The following is an 18,165-nucleotide window of genomic DNA, read 5'->3' on the forward strand; positions in this document are numbered from 1 at the left end:
GGCTGAAGGCAAGAAACGTATTCCGTTTGGTAATTAATTCGTTTACAGACAGAATTCGCCCTTTTCATTACCAGTTTTTCCTACATTAATAGATTTCCCCACGGGCAGCTTTCAGCGTATTCTGCATGAGTGAGCAGATGGTCATCAGGCCAACTCCGCCCGGAACGGGGGTGATGAAGCTGGCTTTGGGAGCTACTTCGTCAAATTTGACATCGCCTTTGAGGGAGAAGCCACTTTTTTTGCTGGCGTCCGGTACTCGCTCCAGACCAACGTCGATAACCACTGCGCCTTCTTTTACCATGTCGGCCGTCACGAACTCGGGTTTGCCCAGGGCGGCTACCAGAATATCGGCGGAGCGGCAAATCTCGGCAAGATTCTGGGTACGGCTGTGGGTAATGGTTACGGTGCAGTTGCCTGGATAGGTGTTCCGTTGCATTAGAATCGACATCGGTAAACCCACAATCTGGCTTCGGCCAACAACCACGCAGTGTTTGCCAGCAGTCTTAATGTCGTAGCGTTTAATCATTTCCAGGACACCCTGTGGCGTGGCCGATATATAGGCGGGCAATCCTTTCGCCATGCGACCGATGTTGATCGGGTGAAAACCATCCACGTCTTTGGCGGGATTAATGGTTTCCATCACGCGGTCGGGGTTAATATGATCAGGGAGGGGGAGCTGGACGATCAGCCCATCCATATCGGGGTTTTCGTTCACCTCACGAACTTTGGCCAGGAGTTCTTCTTCGGTGACCGACGGGTCGAACCGGATGAGGGTAGAGTGCATACCAACCTCTTCGCAGTTTTTCATCTTAGAAGCCACGTAGGTTTCGGAAGCCCCTTTGTTCCCCACCAGAATAGCGACCAGATGCGGAATTTTGCCGCCCTGCTCTTTAATCTGTGCGACCTCAGCCGCGATTTCCTGTTTTATTTGTGCCGAAAGAAACTTACCGTCAAGGAGTTGCATAAGGTAGTCGTCAGTAGTTGGTCGAATCAGCCGCAAAGGTCGCAAAGATTAGGGAACTAGCCGTATTTCTCCTGCCATTCCTTCTTCAGTTTCTTGTACTGGTCATCTTCCCGCGCTTCGAGGTACTTGCCATAAAAGATTCGGGCCGACTCGGCCTTTACGGGGTCTTCTTCGCGGGGCAACTGGTCACGGCCATGTGCGCCGGACTGCCCTTTTTTATCATTAGGTACAGGGCCGTCATATTTCTGGCCGGTCTTGTGGTTCGCGTAACGCCTTGACCGGGTGTAGCCCATTTGTAGAAACTTCCTAGCCATGTCCATGCCGATAAAGTCTCCTTTTTCCTTATAATCGAGAAAGAGCTGGTAAATCTTTTCGGACGATTCACGGGCAATGTCGGGCGTTTTGAATCGCCAGTGGGGCAGGATTTCGTCTTTGTACGGTCGTACAAGCAGTACGCCCATTTCTCCCTTGCCAACGCGGTAAAGTTCGGGTTGTTCGCGAAGGTTTAGTGTTCGGTAGTCAAGGTCGTAGTTGAATGCGCGGTTGTTGGCTGGCATATACGGTCATTTTTGTCGTGCAGTTATAACAAAAAAGAACAGCCAAAGGCTGTAACCGGCTGGTACGATCTGCCTGATTTGCTTAATTTCCCCCAAAATTGACAGTCTATGATTTGGTACAACAAACCGGGCATCTGGTCGGAAGAAAAAGACACAGTGTTTATGCGGGTAGCAGGCGGCACAGATTTCTGGCGGGTGACGCATTACGACTTCATCCGCGATAACGGCCATTTTTACTACCAGGAGGAGAGCGGTGATTTTGTGGCCAGCGTTAAAGTGACGGGGCAATACAAAGCCCTTTACGATCAGGCTGGCCTTATGCTTCGGCTCGATGAGCAGAACTGGATAAAAACCGGTATCGAGTACGTCGATGAACTCCAGAATGTAAGCGCCGTCGTAACCCGCCAGTTTTCGGACTGGTCGGTAAGCCCACAGACCCATCACCCGGAATCGATCTACCTGCGCCTGACCCGCCAGGGCGATTCGGTTCGCATTGATTACTCCTTTGACGATTTTACCTATCAATTGCTGCGACTGGCCTATTTCCCACCTGACGTTCCGGTACAGATTGGCCTAATGGCAGCCGCCCCCGATGGCAACGGGTTCGATGTCGCATTTGAACAGTTTGCGGTGCTGGACATATCCTGAGTAATGATTCAGGGGGCAAGCCACGCCATTCTTGACTCCGGCTCATACTGGAATTTCGCCCGTAACTGGCCTTCCCGACTTAGTCGTAAGTAGTCCATCGCTAATACCCGGCATTCGATCACGGCAAAGTTTGACCGACCTGCTTCGCTTGCTTCGGGTGTTGGCAGACTGGCTCCCAGACCGGGCGGAAAGCCGGGGTAGGGGGTGGGCTGTTCACTGCCCGGCTCCTGCTCAGAAAGGTAATTCTTGCGGCTGCCAGCGCCAACCGTTTGCCAGTGTTCATCGGCAACGTAATCATTGGTATGCAGGTGCGTTTCGACGGTTAGCCGGAGCTGGGTTCGCAGAGCCTCGTCCCAGAAGAGTAGCGTAGCGTTCGGGAATGCTTCGAACTGCATCACCTTAGCGGCCCGAACGTCTGTATGAAACCATACGTACTTGCGGTCGGCATCAACTTTCCGAAGTACCACCGTTCGGGCATCGGCCCCGGTTTCGGTTCGGGAGGCAACAGTCATTGTTTTAAATCCGGGGGCAAGGGGTTTGTCGTTACGCTCGTCGAGTACAGATGCCAGTTGTTGCCAGCTCGTCTGTTCCAGCTCGGTAAGGGAATGGGTTTGGCCGGGGTAAGGCGTGGATTTAGCTAAAGTCATTCGAATGGAAGTAGGCATATGGGCCGTGTACAGGCTGGTAAACGTGTAGTTCCCTTTATTTGTTTGTACTGGAAAGGTATTGGGAAAATGTTGCAATCGGATAACCGGCAGCGGGTTTTATCCGTTTAACGGGTATATTAATTATTGTCTTAAACTCGCTTATCAATCGCATGTGTTTTCATAAATCGCTCAATGTCAAAGCAGAGGAGCTGGAAGCTCGCTATGAGGCTGTGTTGCCGACAACGGCTAACTTTCAGCCCGTTTATCATGCCAATGCTTACAATTTTCCGGTCTGGCCGATTGTTACACGGCAAGAGCCGGGAAAACTGCAACTGATTCATTGGGGGCTTATTCCGCGCTGGGCGCGAACGAAAGAGAATGCGGCTGATATTCGCACGAAAACGATCAACGCCCGCTCCGAAACTATTTACGAAAAACCTTCTTTTAAATCAGCAGCACAGGCTGGGAAACGCTGCCTGATTCCGGTGACCGGCTTTTTTGAATGGTATACTCAGGAGGAGTCCAGTCGGGGTAACAAGAAGTACCCTTTTTACATCTATTCCAGCGATCAGAAAATCAGCTCGATCGCGGGTTTATGGGACGAATGGCCCGATCCGGAAACGGGGGAGCTAGTCCCAACCTATACACTTCTCACAACGGAAGCTAACCCGCTTCTGGCCGCGATACACAATACCAAAAAGCGAATGCCGTGTGTCCTGACTCCCGACGCCGAACATGCCTGGCTGCACGATGATCTGTCGGAAAAAGATGCAGTGGCGTTGTTGGAAAAGCCTTACCCGGCTAGTAAAATGCATAGCTACAGCATTAGTAAACGCATCACATCCAGAAGCGAATCCAGCGATGCTCCGGAAGTGCTGACACGTACCGAGTATCCTGAATTAAGTAGTAATCCTCAGTTGTTTAGCTAGGTAACGGCTCCCGTTTGTCCATCTGTTAACCCGTTTATGTAGAATTAGATTTTATCAGGAGTTTTACAGCGAATTTTGCTCCCTAGGGTAATCTAAGTGTGATAATCCCAAGTTGGCACGTTTAATGTGCCATGCAAAATATTGTTTACAACCTGATATGAAAAAAACAGTACTGTCTTTATGTATTTGTTCTGCTTTGTTAACCGCCCCGAAGCTGGTCTGGGCACAATTTCCGGGAATGCCCGGTGGTGCGCAGCCACCAGCCGCTATACCGGGTACAGCAACAGATAATACGCCCCGTGGAAACGCCAAACTAACCGGTGTCGTAACAGATTCCACAACAGGAAAGCCCGTTGAGTTTGCCAGTATCGCGCTGATCAATGCGCAAACAAAAAAGCCAATTGACGGAACCGTGGCTGATGAGAAGGGTAAGTTTACCCTGAACAAATTGCCACAGGGCGATTTTCAGCTTTTGATTTCGTTCGTTGGATACCGCAACAAAACCATCTCCAGCGTTAAGCTCGACCGCAAAGGTGATATCAATCTGGGCGCCATCAAGCTGGGTGCCGATGTCCGAACGTTGAAAGAGGTAGAAGTGATTGGGCAGGCTTCGCTGGTTGAAGAAAAAGTTGACCGGCTGGTCTATAACGCTGATAAAGACATTACGGCAAAAGGGGGAGACGCTACAGATGTGATGCGGAAAGTGCCTCTGTTATCCGTCGATCTGGACGGTAACGTTAGTTTGCGGGGAAGCAGCAACGTACGGGTGTTGATCAACAACAAACCTTCTACGATTGTGGCTAGCAGCGTGGCCGATGCGCTGAAGCAGATTCCGGCCGACATGATTAAAACTGTGGAGGTCATCACCAGCCCATCGGCTAAATATGATGCGGAAGGATCGGCCGGTATCATCAACATCATCACCAAGAAGACAACCTTACAGGGCTTTACGCTGAACGTTGATTCGGGCGTGGGTAACCGGGGCAGTAACCTGGGTCTGAACGGAAATTTACGGACGGGTAAAATGGGATTCAGCCTGAGCGGTTTTGGTCGGGCGAATTACAATGTTGTCGGTAAATTTGCCAATACACAGCAGACGTTCGGCAGCAAAGGAACAACAACGACCGACCAGACGGCCAACACCCGCAACCACGGTCTGTTTGGTCAGTACACCCTCGGCTGGGACTACGACATCAGCAAGACTAGTTCTATCACAGCCAGCCTGCGGTACGGTGCCCGGAACAATTACCAGAATCAGGATAACTTCCTAACGCGCACGCTCTCGCCAGGCTCCCTTTTTCCCATTGTGTCGGATCGGAATGTATTGACCAAAGACTTGTCCGGTACGGTCGATGCTAACGTTGATTATACGCGCACATTTAAGCCACAGCAGGAGTTGAGCGTATCGGCGCAGTTCAGCCGTAACAACCGTAACAATGACTTTACGGCTGATATTATGAGTGCGCCGAATTTTTCGGACGTTCTGTCCCGTCAGCAGAATCTTAACAACAGCTACAATCAGGAGTCGACCATTCAGGGTGATTATCAAACACCCATCGGGAAGAATCAACTGCTTGAATTTGGTGGTAAGGGTATTTTCCGGCAGGTTGAGAGTGCCTTTAGCTATAATTATGCCGTTGGTTCGGGAGGTTTTATGACAGATCCGTCCCGTGCTGCCAACACGCTGAACTATGACCAGAGTATTGGAGCCGGTTATGTTTCGTATACGCTGACGACGAAAAAGAAATATACCTTTAAGGCTGGCACACGCTACGAACACACTACCATCAATGCCAGCTACAGCCAGAATCAGCCGGGCGAGCAGGGTGGAACGGCCGGTAAAGACCTGGGAATCCCAAGCTACAGCAATCTGGTACCGAGTATCAACATATCGAAATCGCTGAAAGGTGGTAAAACAGTTAAACTGGCCTATAACCGCCGGTTGCAGCGGCCGGGTATTCAGTTTCTGAACCCGAACGTAAACACTTCCAATCCAACCAGCATTACGAGAGGTAACCCGTTGCTGTCGCCCGAATTGACAGACAACCTGGAGTTGAGCACCAGTGCCTACATTAAAAGCGTTTACCTGAATGTGTCGTTGTTTGCCCGCCAGACCAACAACTCCATCACGAGCGTTCGGGATACTATCAGGGCGGATGCCAGTTTGGGTGCTACGTCAACACTGGCGCAGGCTATTCAAACAAGCTACCTGAACATTGGTCGGGAGTCCGCTTATGGAACGAACGTGTTCGGGAATGCAACACTCTTCTCAAAGTGGCAGATTGGTGGTGGGTTTGATATGTATTATGCCTACCTGACCAACAACAATGCGGGGTCGGTCTACAATGCTACAAACTCAGGCTGGGTGACCACGGGGCGCTTTTTCACAAACCTGACCTTGAAAAATGGCTGGGGTGTGCAGGGTTTCGGGTTCATTCGCGGAAGACAGGTACAGTTGCAGGGGTATCAGGGCGGCTTTGCCTTCTATAGCATAGGATTCAAAAAAGACCTGAAAGACAAACGGGGTAGCTTTGGTGTTGCAGCTGAGAACTTCCTCAACCATCCGTTCACGGTTAACTCCGAATCCTCATCTCCCATTTTCGCCCAGTCCAGCACAACAAGTTTGTACAATGCGGGTGTTCGGGTCAACTTCAGCTACAAACTGGGAAAACTCAGCTTCGACTCACCACAGCGTCAGAAAAAATCGATCAACAACGACGACGTAAAAGGTGGTGAAGGCGGTGGTGGCGAACAACAGCCGCAAGCCGCACCAGCCGGTGGCGCCCGTCGGCCACGGTAAAGATAGAAAGTCAGCAAGTCAGTAAGCGGCTACGCTTACTGACTTGCTGACTTATTTACAACAACGCAGCTCCAAATACTCCGGCGCTATCGCCTAGTTTTGGTTTCAGGAAGCGCGTGTTGATTTCGCGGCTGTTGAAAACGTATTTTTTAGCCCGCTCGACCCCTTCGGTATACAGTAAATCGACATTGCCAACACCACCGCCAAGAACGATGGCATCGGGGTCGAGGATATTGATGATAACAGAAACCGCCCGGCCAAAATACTCAAGCATTCGATTGACCGTTTGGCTGGCCACCAGATCGTTTCCTGCCTGATACCGCTCCATGATTTCTTTCATGGTCCGTTCTTCTCCGCTAATCTGCTGGTAATACCGTTGCAGCGCCGGGCCTGATATCACCTGCTCGTTACAACCCCGTTTTCCGCAATAGCAGGCGTGCCCGTTTTCTTCCAGAATATTGTGGCCCCATTCGCCCCCAATACCCTGCAAGCCGTTTAGTACGAAAGGCACACCATCGCGTCCGCGTATTACTACACCACCACCAACGCCGGTACCCATAATCACCCCAAAAACGGTTTGGAAATCGGGAACCACATCGGGTACTATTCCCATGGTGGACTCGGCCAGGGCAAAGCAATTGGCGTCGTTGGCAACGGCTACGGGTACATTGAGCAGGCGGGCCAGATCCTGTTTCATCGGCCGCCCGTTCAGGACTGTCGTATTGCAGTTTTTCATCGTTTGCCGTGCCGGGTCAAACGTGCCTGGTGTTCCGAAGCCAATACGATCTGGCTGAAGGCCGGTTTCGGCTTTGAGCATATCGATGAGCCGAACAATCTGGCTCATAATATGGTCGTACCCTAAATGAGCCTCTGTGTCAATACGTTTGCGAATAATGACAGCATCTGGCGAGGGGGCCGATAAAATAACACCTTCTATTTTGGTGCCGCCAAGGTCAATTCCCCAATAATTTTGCATCTAAAAATCGGTCTGTAAGTCTCAACCAGGGGCAAGACTGTATACGGTTTAGAGTTGTCAAGCGGGAGTATATACGCTGTTCAAGCTTCCCTTTCATTGACTATACTGCCCGCAATTTATGAACCTTCGCTCGGATTGCACAACCTGGTAAGTTTAGAAAGAGAAAAGAGCGCGTTTTCCATCCCGTTTTAGAAATTTCGCTTACCCACATGGAATTTTCGGGCTAAGTGTCCGTCCGACTTAATACCTTGCATTTAAATAGAAACCAGTTATTATGCTAACCACCGGTCAGATTGCCCCAGAGTTTACCCTTTTCAGCAGCGACAAAAAAGAAGTATCGCTGGCCGATTTTAAGGGAAAGAATGTTGTCATTCTCTTTTTCCCAATGGCTTTTACAAGCGTTTGCACCGCCGAACTTTGTGAAATGCGCGACAACATCAATGTTTATTCAAATCTAAATGCTGAAATACTCGGCATTTCGGTTGATTCACCCTTTACGCTGGCAAAGTTCAAAGAGGAGCAGAATTTACCGTTCCCGCTGCTGTCAGATTTTAACAAAGAAGTTTCACAGGCATATGGTACCTATTACGAAACGTTCGTGATGAACCTAAAGGGCGTGAGCAAACGCTCCGCTTTCGTGGTCGATAAAGATGGAAACATCCAGTATGCCGAAGTTCTGGAAAGTGCTGGTGATGTGCCTAATTTCCAGGCCGTACAGGAAACACTTAAAGGAATGTAAAATGAATAGTGAAGAGTGTAGAGTGCCGAATGCACCATTTAGTCTACTCTACACTCTTCATTCTACATGCTTCACGACAAATGGCCTGGTACCACAATTTTTTTCACGGATTGCCGCAAACGGCATGGAAGGCTGCACAAACGGAAGAGCAAACGCAGCTGGATCTTGAGTTACTCGTTGAAACGCTTGATTTCGGTCCGGGTGATCGTTTGCTGGATATTTTTTGTGGCTACGGCCGACACGCGTTACCTCTGGCCCGAATGGGTACGTATGTGACGGGAATTGATATTTCCTCCGAGTACATCGCTGAATTACAAGCTTCGGCAAAAGCAGAAAAGCTATCCTTAACGGCTATCGAAGCCGATTTTATGGCCGTTCCAGAGTCCGAAATTGGAGAGGCTGACGGGTTTGATGCGGGCTATTGTTTAGGGAACAGTTTTAGCTTTTTTGCGCATGCAGACATGCTGGCCTTTCTGACACGTATTGCCCGCTTTTTGAAGCCGGGGGGGCGCTTTCTGGCGCATTCGGAAATGATTGCTGAATCGGTGTTACCCGATTATCAGGCCCGAAACTGGCAACCCATTGGGGATGAAGAGGGCGAACCGCTGTTGTTCCTTGTTGAGAATGAATATGATCCTCTGGAGAGCCGGATTGACTCATCCCTTACTTACGTGCAGGCTGGCAAAACCCAGACCCGCAAAGCCGAACATTATGTGTATACCCTGGCTGAACTTTGCCGGTTATTTGACAAGGCCGGTTTGGACGTTGTTGCCTGTTACGGCACAATTGAAGGAGAGCCCTTTAGCCTGGGAGACGAAGCCGTCTGGATATATGCTCAAAGAAAATAAACATAATATGTTCTTAAGTGGTAGTTAGTATTAGTAGCCCGTCTGTGACTGGTGTTTACGATTAAGTATAGTTATTGGGAAGGTAAGTTGTTGATAACCAATTTATTATATGATATATCGTAGTGTTTATTTAACTTTTTTGAGAAATATTATATTCTTTCCATGTAAATACGTAGTTTTCAGACGGTTTAACACCGTTAACTGACCACTTAATAACTAAAATTTTATGGAAACTATCGAGCGTAAGCCCCGGAGCCGAGAGCAGGCTCGTTCCGGTATTATTAAAACGGCTAAGGCAATTGCCCGGCAGGAAGGGTGGCAAGCTGTATCCATTCGAAAGATCGCTGATGCGATCGAGTACAGTGCCCCCATCGTCTACGAATACTTTGATAGTAAAGATATTCTGCTGGATGAAATTCGAAACGAAGGTTTCCGGCATTTATATCAGGAGTATGAACGCATTCTGAAACTATATCGTGATCCGGAGAAACGGTTATACGAGATCTCGCTGGTTCAATGGCAATTTGCCCGCCATCAGCCTGAAATATACCAGGTAATGTACAATATGGACGGTGCATTTTGTACCATCCCGGTTTACCAGTCAGAAACAATGCAGGAAGTGAGCCGTCTGGTTCGCGAAGCCATCTTCTCATTTATTCCGAAAGCTGAAGAAAGCATTAAACGCTTACATTTTCAGTGGCTGGCAGTTTCTCATGGAACAATCATGCTTGCTATGATGCTGAAAGATGAGCGACCACTTGACCAGTCCGAACAGATCTACCAAGAGACTATGCGTCGTTTTGTTCGCGAATTAAGGTAATATTTCCCTACTCGGGGTATTGATTGTTTCCATAAAGTGGTTAACACGGTAAGATCCACTTTCCTTCAGGAGAGTAGATCTTACTACTTACGGATATGACCATCGCGGTACTGGGTTCAACGGGCATGCTTGGCCAGCCTGTTACGAACGAACTGATCCAGGCAGGCTTTTCAGTGCGACTCATTGTTCGCGATGTTTCAAGAGCGCGCCAGCTTTTTCCACAGGCCGATATTGTTACCGGCGACTTGCGTGACCTGGCAAGTTTGACCAGGGCCTTGCAGGGAATCGATTTTATCTACCTGAATCTATCAATCAGGCAAACCGAAAAACAAACTGATTTCCATACCGAACAGGCAGGGTTGACTAATTTAATACAGGCCGCTCAGATTGTAGGTGTCCGTCGAATTGGTTATCTGTCTTCGCTTGTTATGCGGTATCAGGGAATGAACGGATTTACCTGGTGGGTTTTTACCATAAAGAGAGAAGCAGTTCGGCTTATTAAAGCCTCAGGTATAAACTACAGCATTTTTTACCCATCCTGTTTTATGGAATCGCTGAATGGCACCCAACGACTGGGGCCATTTGTACTGTTAGTGGGCCGTTCACCGGTGAAACCCTGGTATATTGCGGCTCATGATTACGGTAAACAGGTTGCGCGGGCTTTCCGGATCGCCACAGCGGGTCTGAATCAGGAATATACGATTCAGGGTCCGGAAGCGGTTACCCAGCACGAAGCTGCCAGTCGTTTTATTGCCGCTTACCGGAAAGAGAAACTATCTTTGGTAACTGCCCCTTCTTTTCTCATGAGCCTGGGGCGACACTTCTCCCCGCAGACTGACTATGGCTGGCATATTACCGAATCACTCAATAAGTATCCGGAGGTCTTTGAAGCCGGGCCGACCTGGGCTGAGTTAGGCAAGCCGGAAATCACGCTGGAGCGGTTTGCTGCCGCACTATAAAAATGGTCTACTGCTCGGCGCCAGCGGTGAGCGCGCTAGTGCATGGGTAAACTCTTTACTTTACCCCCCGCAACGTCGTCAACGCTGTGTTGTATGATGAATGCTTTCGGGTCAATCTGGAGTACTAATGTTCTTAAGCGGCTGATTTCGAGCCGGGTAATTACGGTGTAGAGTACCGTGTCTATCTCCTGGTGACTGCCATGTTTGCCGTATCCGCCCTGGCCTTTCAGTATGGTAATGCCCCAACCTCGCTCGATGACTTTTTCCCGAATCTCTTCATTTTGCTTGGAGATAATAAGAATAGCGGTATATTCTTCAATACCGTGAATGAGAAAATCCACCGTTTTGGAGGCAGCGAAATACGTAATCATGGAGTAAAGGGCCGGATTTAGTCCCAGAAAGAAAGCGGCTGCCCCAAAAATCAAAACGTTAAGTATCAGAATAACATCACTTACTTTCAGAACAGGGCTACTCCGGCTGATAAGTAGAGCCGCAATTTCTGTTCCGTCCAGTACAGCACCCCCCCGCATCGCCAATCCGATACCGGCTCCGATAAAAAAACCACCGAAAACAGCGGTAAGCAGCAAATCCGGGGTGGCATCCGGGTAAGGAATAACGGCTAGACTAATGGATAGACCGGTAATGGCCAGTATACTTTTGAGTGCAAATTGCCGGCCAAATTGTCTGTATCCAAGGCCAATGAACGGCAGATTGATCACTAGCAGCCAGATGGGTAGGGGAATATTTATAAGTGATGCCAGCAGCATGGATACCCCCGTGACTCCTCCATCGATGAAATGGCTTGACAGCAAAAATCCTTTGATTCCCATGCCAGCACTGAGCACACCGGCAGTGATAAAAATAGTATCCTTTATAATTCTAAAAGAAGAAGTTTGAGTTATCATTAAATCGAGTAATGGTTTAGTTAAAAAGTGAACCGCAACCGGCTTGATAGTATTAAAATAGAGAATCAGTAGGGTCGATTATTTACCAACTCTACTGATTCGTTAAGCACTTGCCGGTTACCTAATATAAGCCGTCTATAGATAAATAGCGTTCCCCGGTATCGTAACAAAAGGTAAGAATCCGGCTGCCAGGAGCCAGGTCCGGGAGCTTTTTGGCGATAGCGGCCAATGATGCGCCCGACGAAACACCAACAAATGTACCTTCTTCCCGCGCCGACCGGCGGGCCATTTCGTACGCTTCGTCTTTACTAACCTGAATAGCGCCATCCAGCACATCGGTATGCAGGTTTCGTGGGATGAAGCCAGCGCCAATTCCCTGGATCGGGTGGGGACCCGGTGCGCCCCCACTGATTACCGGTGAGAGTTCAGGCTCAACGGCGTATACTTTAAGGTTTGGAAACTTCTCCTTCAGAACTTGACCAACGGCGGTTATGTGGCCGCCGGTGCCAACGCCTGTAATAAGAACATCAAAACCCTCAGGAAAATCGTCAAGTATTTCCTGAGCCGTTGTCTTAACATGTATATCAATGTTCGCCTGATTCTCGAACTGCTGAGGCATCCAGGAACCCGGTGTTTGGGCAATCAATTCATGAGCGCGCTCAATCGCCCCCTTCATACCTTTCTCGCGGGGCGTTAGGTCGAACTCGGCACCGTAAGCAGCCATAATTTTGCGCCGTTCGATGCTCATCGACTCCGGCATAACCAGTATTATTTTATATCCTTTCACCGCAGCGACCATAGCCAGACCAATGCCGGTATTTCCCGAAGTCGGTTCAATAATGGTACTGTCGGACGTTAGCAGGCCTTTAGCTTCAGCATCTTCGATCATGGCCAGCGCAATGCGGTCTTTAATACTGGCACCAGGATTGGCCCGCTCTAGCTTGCTCCAGACTTCATAGCCCGGAAATAATCGATTGATACGAACATGGGGCGTTTTGCCAATGGTGCTGAGGATAGTGGTTGCTTTCATAGTAAGTGGTTATATAACAAAATTGATCGGCTCAATTACTTCCAGTGATTTCATCCGGACATCGGTCTGATGCTGATGAAACACGAGCGAGTGGGGCTCAACGCTGCTGGTAAGCCATACATTGCCGCCAATAACGGAGTCGTGGCCAACCACCGTATAGCCACCCAGAATAGTAGCGTTGGCATAAATGACAACGTTGTTTTCTATGGTTGGATGACGTTTTTTCTGAGCCATTGATTTGGCAACGTGTGTAGCTCCCAGAGTTACACCCTGATAGATTTTTACATTGTCGCCAATGACCGTTGTTTCGCCGATAACAACGCCCGTACCGTGGTCTATAAAGAATGCTTTACCAATCTGAGCACCCGGATGAATGTCGATTCCCGTTTGTCCATGCGCGTATTCCGTAAGCATACGGGGTAGAAGAGGTACATCTTGCTTCAATAGTTCGTGCGCAATTCGATACACGGCAATAGCATAAAAGCCTGGATATACGGCAACGACTTCCTCTATCCCAACCGCAGCCGGATCATTGTCGGCAATGGCATGGGCATCGAACAAAAGATTGTCGTAAATAGCCGGAAGCCGTTCGAAAAAACGCTCGGTGACGACCGTCGGGCTTTCCTTTAAATTTTTCTCGAGCGGCTGGAGCAAACAAACCAACTGTTGGTTAAGATGCTGGTAAGTCTCTTCTACATGCTGAGAAATTGACCGGCAGTCCTGCGTAACTGGAAACATGAGCCGCATTAACTGGTCGATGAATCGGCCGGCATCCGGGCGCGAAGGGAGTTTATACCGGTACAGCGCCCGCTGGGTCTGAAGATGTTCGAGAAAGGTAGTTGTGTCGGTAATCATGATAATGTCGTCTGGATCATGCTGTCGAGCGGTAGAATTTATACCCCGTTTTGTGGAAACACTACACTGGTTATTGGCTTGTAAATCCGGTAAACACATGGGTATACGCAGGCACATTCCTTGTTTTTGAAACAAATTGCGGGCCACAAAGTTCGGCGGGCCTTCTTGGAACTTTTATTGTAGATAAAACAGGTAAACTAATGAATCTAATCATCATGCTTAGTAAAACAATCATCGCATTTATGCTTTCGCTGGCGGCAACGTCGGGCGTTGCCTGGATGGTTGCCGCAGCTTGTCAGTCGTCCACTCAGTCTGGTTCGCTAGCACCGGACTCGACGGCTACTGGTACAGGCGGCTCAGGGTCTCTGTCGGCGAAAGTGGTCAATGCTTACCCTAAACTTACCTTTTCTTCGCCTGTAGAGTACACGCACGCCAACGATGGCACCAACCGCGTGTTTGTTATCGAACAGGAAGGGCGTATTCGGGTCTTCGAGAACGACGCTAATACGGCATCGGCAGGGACGTACCTAGACATCCGTAATAAAGTTTCTTCGGGTGGGGAGATGGGCTTACTGGGGTTGGCATTCCACCCTGATTTCAAACAGAATGGCTATTTCTACGTCAACTATACGAAGAACAACCCCCGCGAAACCATCGTAAGCCGCTACAAAGCGCCATCGGCAGGAGCCTCGCAGGTTGATCCGGCCACCGAAGTCATTCTCTTCCGGTTCGAGCAGCCGTACTCAAACCACAATGGGGGCAAGGTTCTCTTCGGTCCTGATGGCTATCTGTATGTGTCGACAGGAGACGGAGGAAGTGGGGGAGACCCTCAAAACAACGGGCAAAACCGGAAGAGCTGGCTGGGTAAAATCATTCGCGTCGATGTAAACAGCACGGATAAAGGTAATTATGGCATTCCAGCCGATAACCCTTTCAAGGGCAACTCAAACGGATACCGCGAAGAAATTTTCGCCTATGGATTACGGAATCCCTGGCGGATGAGTTTTGATGCAGACGGTCGACTCTGGGTTGGCGATGTAGGACAGAACAAGCTGGAAGAAGTTGACATCGTAAAAAAAGGTGGCAATTATGGCTGGCGTGTAAAAGAAGCCAATGCCGATTATGAAGCAAAGGATAACAACGTCAACGCAGCTGATTTGACTGGCCCCATTTGGCAGTACAGCCACAGTAATGGTGATGTATCAATTACGGGTGGGATCGTGTACCGGGGGGCGGCCAACCCATCCCTGCGTGGTAAATACATCTATGCCGATTACGCCAGCGGGCGGATTTGGGCCTTGACAACGACAGATGGGAAAACGGCTACCAATCAGGAACTGATGGCACAGGCTGGCGCCATTTCTGCCTTTGGTGAAGACCAGAAAAACGAGCTATACATGTGTGATTTGGGTACAGGGAAAATTTTAAAACTGGTCGCTAACTGATTTCTTCGTTCCAGAACTAGTCGAGTTAAAACAGATGCCCGCTGCCTAAGCCGCGGGCATTTTTGTATCTTGGCACAGCATTGAGAACCTAGCAAATGACGACCACCCTTTTCGATTCTCCACTAGGGGTAGTGGCAATTACTGGTAACGATACCGGTGTTTCGGGTATTAGCTGTACAAACGTATCCCCGGTTGAAAACGCTCCTGATGATCCAATTCCTGAGCCCGTCCGCTTAGCGGCCGAGCAGCTGAGAGCGTACTTCGCCGGAGAACTGAAGTCATTTGACTTTCCGATCAATCCGGCAGGAACGGCTTTTCAGAAGTCGGTTTGGCGAGCCTTGCTGGAGGTACCATTCGGAACGACACTTTCTTATCTGGCATTGGCCCGGCGGATGGGCGATGAAAAAGCAATCCGTGCCGTAGCAGCGGCAAACGGCCGGAATCCACTTTGGATCGTCGTTCCCTGCCACCGCATTATTGGCTCTGATGGTTCCCTGACAGGGTATGCCGGAGGGCTCTGGCGGAAACAGTGGCTTCTGGAACACGAAGGGGCTTTTGCCCGTTCGAATCAGATGTCCTTGTTTTAACAAAACACACGCATCAACTTGCTGCATCAGATCATGCTTATTTTATCTCCCCGGCTATTACTCATGGGTTTTCTCTTCACGTTCTCGGCCTGTGCACCACGGTATAAAGGACCCGTTACGGATCATTTCGACGGAAAGAAGTTCTTCAATCCCGGCATGCCCGAACGAACATCGGGCGGATTGCTGAAATGGCTCTTCAACCGGGATAAAGGTCCCTGGCCGGAGCAGCCTGATGCGTTTGTTGGTGCCCGACCTGCTACGCGTGTTGAAGGCGACAGCCTAGTGCTGACTTTTGTTAATCATTCAACCTTTCTGATTCAGACCGCCGGGCTTAACATACTGACAGACCCTGTTTGGTCGAAGCGGGTTGGGCCAACATCGTGGCTGGGTGTAAAGCGGAAGCGGCCGCCGGGACTGCGATTTGACGAGCTACCACCCATCGACGTCGTGTTGCTCAGCCATAATCACTACGACCACCTCGATCTGCCGACCATCGAAAAGTTAGTCAAGGCACACAACCCTCTTTTTGTTACTCCATTGGGCGTATCCTACCTGCCAAAATCCGTTAATGGACGTGTAACCAGAGAACTCGACTGGAACGATACTCTTCAGATCAATCAAAAGCTAGCCCTGACGTGTACGCAGGCGCAGCATTTCAGCAACCGCGGACTGGGCGACAGGGAGGAAACTCTCTGGTGCGGCTACCTGCTTCATACTAGCTTTGGGACAACCTACTTTTGTGGCGATAGTGGCTATGGACCTCATTTTAAAAAAATTGCTGAACAAGCCCGGACCTCAGCAACAGGCCCTATTAAGCTAGCTTTGCTGCCTATTGGCTCGTACCGGCCGGAGTGGTTTATGGCACCGGTACACGTATCGCCAGCCGGTGCTGTAAAGGCGTTTATCGACCTAAACCCGGTGCAGGCGGTAGGAATTCACTTTGGTACTTTTCAGCAGGGCGATGATGGCCTATACGAACCCGCCGATGATTTACGAAAGGCATTGGGCACCGCTAAAATCGCTGCGGACAAATTTATAGTGCCTAAAGAAGGCCGCCCATTGGTGTTCCGGTAATTGTCCTGTTGCCAACAAAAGCGCGGGCTGCTACGTTTAGTAAAGGGAATAAGTACGAAAAGGCGCATATACATTATGAAGTTAGTCCAGTTAAGTTGTTACCTGACTTTGGTGTTTAGTAGCTTCACGCTTGGTATAGAGGCAGTTTATGGACAGGACAAAGAAGGTTGGCGTATGGCGAAAGATAAGGACCAGATTCAGGTGTACACTCGCGATGTGCCGGGGAGCCGGCTGACGGAGTTGAAGGTCGAATGCTCGATGCCGGGCACCCAAAGTCAGCTTGTTGCATTACTCTCTGATATTGCCAACTACAAAAACGTTATGTACAAAACCAAATCCGCGCAGCTGGTAAAGCGTGTCAGTGAAACGGAACTGGTGTATTATGTAGTAACAGCTTTGCCCTGGCCCGTTAGCGACCGGGATATGAGTGTTCAGCTTACGTTCGAGCAGGACCCAGGCTCCAAAGTTGTTCAGGTAAAAGGCGTTGGCGTTCCAAACCTGGTAGCTACCCGGCCAAACACAGTTCGTATTGCCGACTGGCTGGCCATCTGGAAGATTCGTCCGATCGCCAAACAGCGTATTCAAGTTACCTACACCTGCCGGGTCGATCCGGGTGGCGATATTCCGGCCTGGCTTGATAATATGGCCGCGGCAAATAGCGCCTATCAATCATTTATGCTAATTCGAAATAGTATTACCCTACCGCGTTATCAGGGGAAATCCTTTGCTTTTCTGAACTAGTAAGTGTAGTTAATGACTAAGCCCCAACGTGCCGCGAACAATCAACGGATTATTGATTGTTCGCGGCACGTTGGGGCTTTAGGGCGTATTTAACTTATATCTGCTTTTCATAGGCCAGAAACCGCAATCCCGGTCGAAAGCTAAGTGTAATGGCGCCCGCGTACCGATAGCCCAGTTTCGGAAAAAGCTTTTGGGTAACCTGGTTTTGTGAGTTTGTGTCGATGCGCAGAAAGCGAATACCCCGTTCATGAGCGAGCTGTTCCGCCTGAGCCAACAGTGCAAGAGCTACACCTCGTCCGCGGAACGCCGGATCAACCGCCAGACGGTGCGTAACAATAGCCCGTTGGTTCAGGTCGAAGCCAACCTGAGCATACTCGGGCTCCTGGTCTTCAGTGAGGGCCGCAACCCCCGCCAGTAGCCCATCTACATACGTTACCCAAAGCTGACCTTTGGCAATGTCGTCCGCAAAAACAGTCTGGTTGGGGTAATGTTCGTCCCATTGAAAATTACCGTCCTTGCGCATCAGCGGAACTACGTGCCTGATAAGGTTCATAAGGGCTGGAAGATCGGCAGTGGTGGCCTGGCGAATGGTCATGCTTGTGTCAATTGTTAATGTTGATCTTGCCTTACTGATGCTTTAA

Annotated in this window: 19 protein-coding genes; 11 read left to right on the forward strand and 8 right to left on the reverse strand. The window is 49.6% G+C overall.

Annotated elements, in window-relative coordinates; all coding sequences use genetic code 11:
* Positions 1-85: 85 nt before the first annotated feature.
* A complete protein-coding gene (locus NT073_RS15840; RefSeq protein ID WP_297375308.1) occupies positions 86-964 on the reverse strand; it encodes a tetrahydrofolate dehydrogenase/cyclohydrolase catalytic domain-containing protein in 879 nt (292 codons plus the stop codon).
* A 56-nt stretch (positions 965-1,020) separates the two neighbouring features.
* Positions 1,021-1,521 (reverse strand): DUF4385 domain-containing protein, encoded by a 501-nt coding sequence (locus NT073_RS15845; protein ID WP_297375310.1) that lies wholly within the window; start codon positions 1,519-1,521, stop codon positions 1,021-1,023.
* A 108-nt stretch (positions 1,522-1,629) separates the two neighbouring features.
* On the opposite strand from NT073_RS15845, the gene NT073_RS15850 reads away from it, so the two are divergent.
* A complete protein-coding gene (locus NT073_RS15850; RefSeq protein WP_297375312.1) occupies positions 1,630-2,169 on the forward strand; it encodes a DUF1349 domain-containing protein in 540 nt (179 codons plus the stop codon).
* Between the two features lie 8 nt (positions 2,170-2,177).
* Here NT073_RS15850 and NT073_RS15855 read toward each other — a convergent pair whose 3' ends face one another.
* Positions 2,178-2,816: a pyridoxamine 5'-phosphate oxidase family protein gene (locus tag NT073_RS15855; RefSeq protein ID WP_297375314.1), complete on the reverse strand. Its 639-nt coding sequence runs from the start codon at positions 2,814-2,816 to the stop codon at positions 2,178-2,180.
* A gap of 170 nt (positions 2,817-2,986) precedes the next feature.
* On the opposite strand from NT073_RS15855, the gene NT073_RS15860 reads away from it, so the two are divergent.
* Both NT073_RS15860 and NT073_RS15865 read left to right on the forward strand, forming a co-directional pair.
* The gene (locus NT073_RS15860) at positions 2,987-3,745 is read left to right on the forward strand and encodes an SOS response-associated peptidase (RefSeq protein ID WP_297375316.1); all 759 of its coding nucleotides are present in this window, start codon (positions 2,987-2,989) and stop codon (positions 3,743-3,745) included.
* A gap of 238 nt (positions 3,746-3,983) precedes the next feature.
* Entirely contained in the window at positions 3,984-6,545 is a 2,562-nt protein-coding gene (locus NT073_RS15865) for a TonB-dependent receptor (protein ID WP_297377035.1), read from the forward strand.
* 55 nt (positions 6,546-6,600) lie between these two features.
* On the opposite strand, the gene NT073_RS15870 is transcribed toward NT073_RS15865, so the two are convergent.
* Positions 6,601-7,521, reverse strand: a complete 921-nt coding sequence (locus NT073_RS15870) for an ROK family protein (protein ID WP_297375318.1) — start codon at positions 7,519-7,521, stop codon at positions 6,601-6,603.
* A 274-nt stretch (positions 7,522-7,795) separates the two neighbouring features.
* On the opposite strand from NT073_RS15870, the gene NT073_RS15875 reads away from it, so the two are divergent.
* The 4 genes from NT073_RS15875 (at position 7,796) to NT073_RS15890 (ending at position 10,887) form a co-directional block, all read left to right on the forward strand.
* Positions 7,796-8,260: a peroxiredoxin gene (locus NT073_RS15875; protein ID WP_297375319.1), complete on the forward strand. Its 465-nt coding sequence runs from the start codon at positions 7,796-7,798 to the stop codon at positions 8,258-8,260.
* A gap of 80 nt (positions 8,261-8,340) precedes the next feature.
* Positions 8,341-9,108 (forward strand): class I SAM-dependent methyltransferase, encoded by a 768-nt coding sequence (locus NT073_RS15880; protein WP_297375320.1) that lies wholly within the window; start codon positions 8,341-8,343, stop codon positions 9,106-9,108.
* 226 nt (positions 9,109-9,334) lie between these two features.
* Positions 9,335-9,928 (forward strand): TetR/AcrR family transcriptional regulator, encoded by a 594-nt coding sequence (locus tag NT073_RS15885; protein WP_297375322.1) that lies wholly within the window; start codon positions 9,335-9,337, stop codon positions 9,926-9,928.
* Between the two features lie 95 nt (positions 9,929-10,023).
* Entirely contained in the window at positions 10,024-10,887 is an 864-nt protein-coding gene (locus NT073_RS15890; RefSeq protein ID WP_297375324.1) for an NAD(P)H-binding protein, read from the forward strand.
* Positions 10,888-10,922: 35 nt separating this feature from the next.
* On the opposite strand, the gene NT073_RS15895 is transcribed toward NT073_RS15890, so the two are convergent.
* The 3 genes from NT073_RS15895 to epsC form a co-directional block, all read right to left on the reverse strand.
* Positions 10,923-11,792: a YitT family protein gene (locus NT073_RS15895; protein ID WP_297375326.1), complete on the reverse strand. Its 870-nt coding sequence runs from the start codon at positions 11,790-11,792 to the stop codon at positions 10,923-10,925.
* Positions 11,793-11,913: 121 nt separating this feature from the next.
* Positions 11,914-12,822 (reverse strand): cysteine synthase A, encoded by a 909-nt coding sequence (gene cysK / locus NT073_RS15900; protein WP_297375328.1) that lies wholly within the window; start codon positions 12,820-12,822, stop codon positions 11,914-11,916.
* 9 nt (positions 12,823-12,831) lie between these two features.
* Positions 12,832-13,677, reverse strand: coding sequence for a serine O-acetyltransferase EpsC (gene epsC / locus NT073_RS15905; RefSeq protein WP_297375330.1), 846 nt, complete (start codon positions 13,675-13,677; stop codon positions 12,832-12,834).
* A 200-nt stretch (positions 13,678-13,877) separates the two neighbouring features.
* Here epsC and NT073_RS15910 point away from each other — a divergent pair, with 200 nt between their 5' ends.
* The 4 genes from NT073_RS15910 to NT073_RS15925 all read left to right on the forward strand — a co-directional run bounded on the left by NT073_RS15910 (position 13,878) and on the right by NT073_RS15925 (position 17,524).
* Positions 13,878-15,122, forward strand: a complete 1,245-nt coding sequence (locus NT073_RS15910) for a PQQ-dependent sugar dehydrogenase (protein WP_297375332.1) — start codon at positions 13,878-13,880, stop codon at positions 15,120-15,122.
* Positions 15,123-15,217: 95 nt separating this feature from the next.
* Complete coding sequence (locus NT073_RS15915) at positions 15,218-15,709, forward strand: methylated-DNA--[protein]-cysteine S-methyltransferase (RefSeq protein ID WP_297375334.1); 492 nt, start codon at positions 15,218-15,220, stop codon at positions 15,707-15,709.
* Positions 15,710-15,742: 33 nt separating this feature from the next.
* Entirely contained in the window at positions 15,743-16,783 is a 1,041-nt protein-coding gene (locus NT073_RS15920; protein ID WP_297375335.1) for an MBL fold metallo-hydrolase, read from the forward strand.
* Positions 16,784-16,858: 75 nt separating this feature from the next.
* Positions 16,859-17,524: an START domain-containing protein gene (locus NT073_RS15925; protein WP_297375336.1), complete on the forward strand. Its 666-nt coding sequence runs from the start codon at positions 16,859-16,861 to the stop codon at positions 17,522-17,524.
* Between the two features lie 94 nt (positions 17,525-17,618).
* Here the strand turns inward: NT073_RS15925 and NT073_RS15930 are convergent, their stop codons facing one another.
* Entirely contained in the window at positions 17,619-18,119 is a 501-nt protein-coding gene (locus NT073_RS15930; protein WP_297375337.1) for a GNAT family N-acetyltransferase, read from the reverse strand.
* Positions 18,120-18,165 lie beyond the last annotated feature (46 nt).

The organism is Spirosoma sp. (genome assembly GCF_026391055.1).
In the GTDB taxonomy this organism is placed as follows: Bacteria; Bacteroidota; Bacteroidia; order Cytophagales; family Spirosomataceae; genus Spirosoma.

Excerpts from the sequence above, each read along its gene's own strand:
- NT073_RS15915 (WP_297375334.1), top strand. The coding sequence starts at position 15,218 with ATGACGACCACCCTTTTCGATTCTCCACTAGGGGTAGTGGCAATTACT.
- NT073_RS15875 (WP_297375319.1), top strand. The coding sequence starts at position 7,796 with ATGCTAACCACCGGTCAGATTGCCCCAGAGTTTACCCTTTTCAGCAGC.
- NT073_RS15930 (WP_297375337.1), bottom strand. The coding sequence starts at position 18,119 with ATGACCATTCGCCAGGCCACCACTGCCGATCTTCCAGCCCTTATGAAC.
- NT073_RS15895 (WP_297375326.1), bottom strand. The coding sequence starts at position 11,792 with ATGATAACTCAAACTTCTTCTTTTAGAATTATAAAGGATACTATTTTT.
- NT073_RS15865 (WP_297377035.1), top strand. The coding sequence starts at position 3,984 with ATGCCCGGTGGTGCGCAGCCACCAGCCGCTATACCGGGTACAGCAACA.
- NT073_RS15920 (WP_297375335.1), top strand. The coding sequence starts at position 15,743 with ATGCTTATTTTATCTCCCCGGCTATTACTCATGGGTTTTCTCTTCACG.
- NT073_RS15845 (WP_297375310.1), bottom strand. The coding sequence starts at position 1,521 with ATGCCAGCCAACAACCGCGCATTCAACTACGACCTTGACTACCGAACA.
- NT073_RS15925 (WP_297375336.1), top strand. The coding sequence starts at position 16,859 with ATGAAGTTAGTCCAGTTAAGTTGTTACCTGACTTTGGTGTTTAGTAGC.
- epsC (WP_297375330.1), bottom strand. The coding sequence starts at position 13,677 with ATGATTACCGACACAACTACCTTTCTCGAACATCTTCAGACCCAGCGG.
- NT073_RS15850 (WP_297375312.1), top strand. The coding sequence starts at position 1,630 with ATGATTTGGTACAACAAACCGGGCATCTGGTCGGAAGAAAAAGACACA.
- NT073_RS15870 (WP_297375318.1), bottom strand. The coding sequence starts at position 7,521 with ATGCAAAATTATTGGGGAATTGACCTTGGCGGCACCAAAATAGAAGGT.
- NT073_RS15890 (WP_297375324.1), top strand. The coding sequence starts at position 10,024 with ATGACCATCGCGGTACTGGGTTCAACGGGCATGCTTGGCCAGCCTGTT.
- NT073_RS15860 (WP_297375316.1), top strand. The coding sequence starts at position 2,987 with ATGTGTTTTCATAAATCGCTCAATGTCAAAGCAGAGGAGCTGGAAGCT.
- NT073_RS15880 (WP_297375320.1), top strand. The coding sequence starts at position 8,341 with ATGGCCTGGTACCACAATTTTTTTCACGGATTGCCGCAAACGGCATGG.
- NT073_RS15840 (WP_297375308.1), bottom strand. The coding sequence starts at position 964 with ATGCAACTCCTTGACGGTAAGTTTCTTTCGGCACAAATAAAACAGGAA.
- NT073_RS15855 (WP_297375314.1), bottom strand. The coding sequence starts at position 2,816 with ATGACTTTAGCTAAATCCACGCCTTACCCCGGCCAAACCCATTCCCTT.
- NT073_RS15885 (WP_297375322.1), top strand. The coding sequence starts at position 9,335 with ATGGAAACTATCGAGCGTAAGCCCCGGAGCCGAGAGCAGGCTCGTTCC.
- NT073_RS15910 (WP_297375332.1), top strand. The coding sequence starts at position 13,878 with ATGAATCTAATCATCATGCTTAGTAAAACAATCATCGCATTTATGCTT.
- cysK (WP_297375328.1), bottom strand. The coding sequence starts at position 12,822 with ATGAAAGCAACCACTATCCTCAGCACCATTGGCAAAACGCCCCATGTT.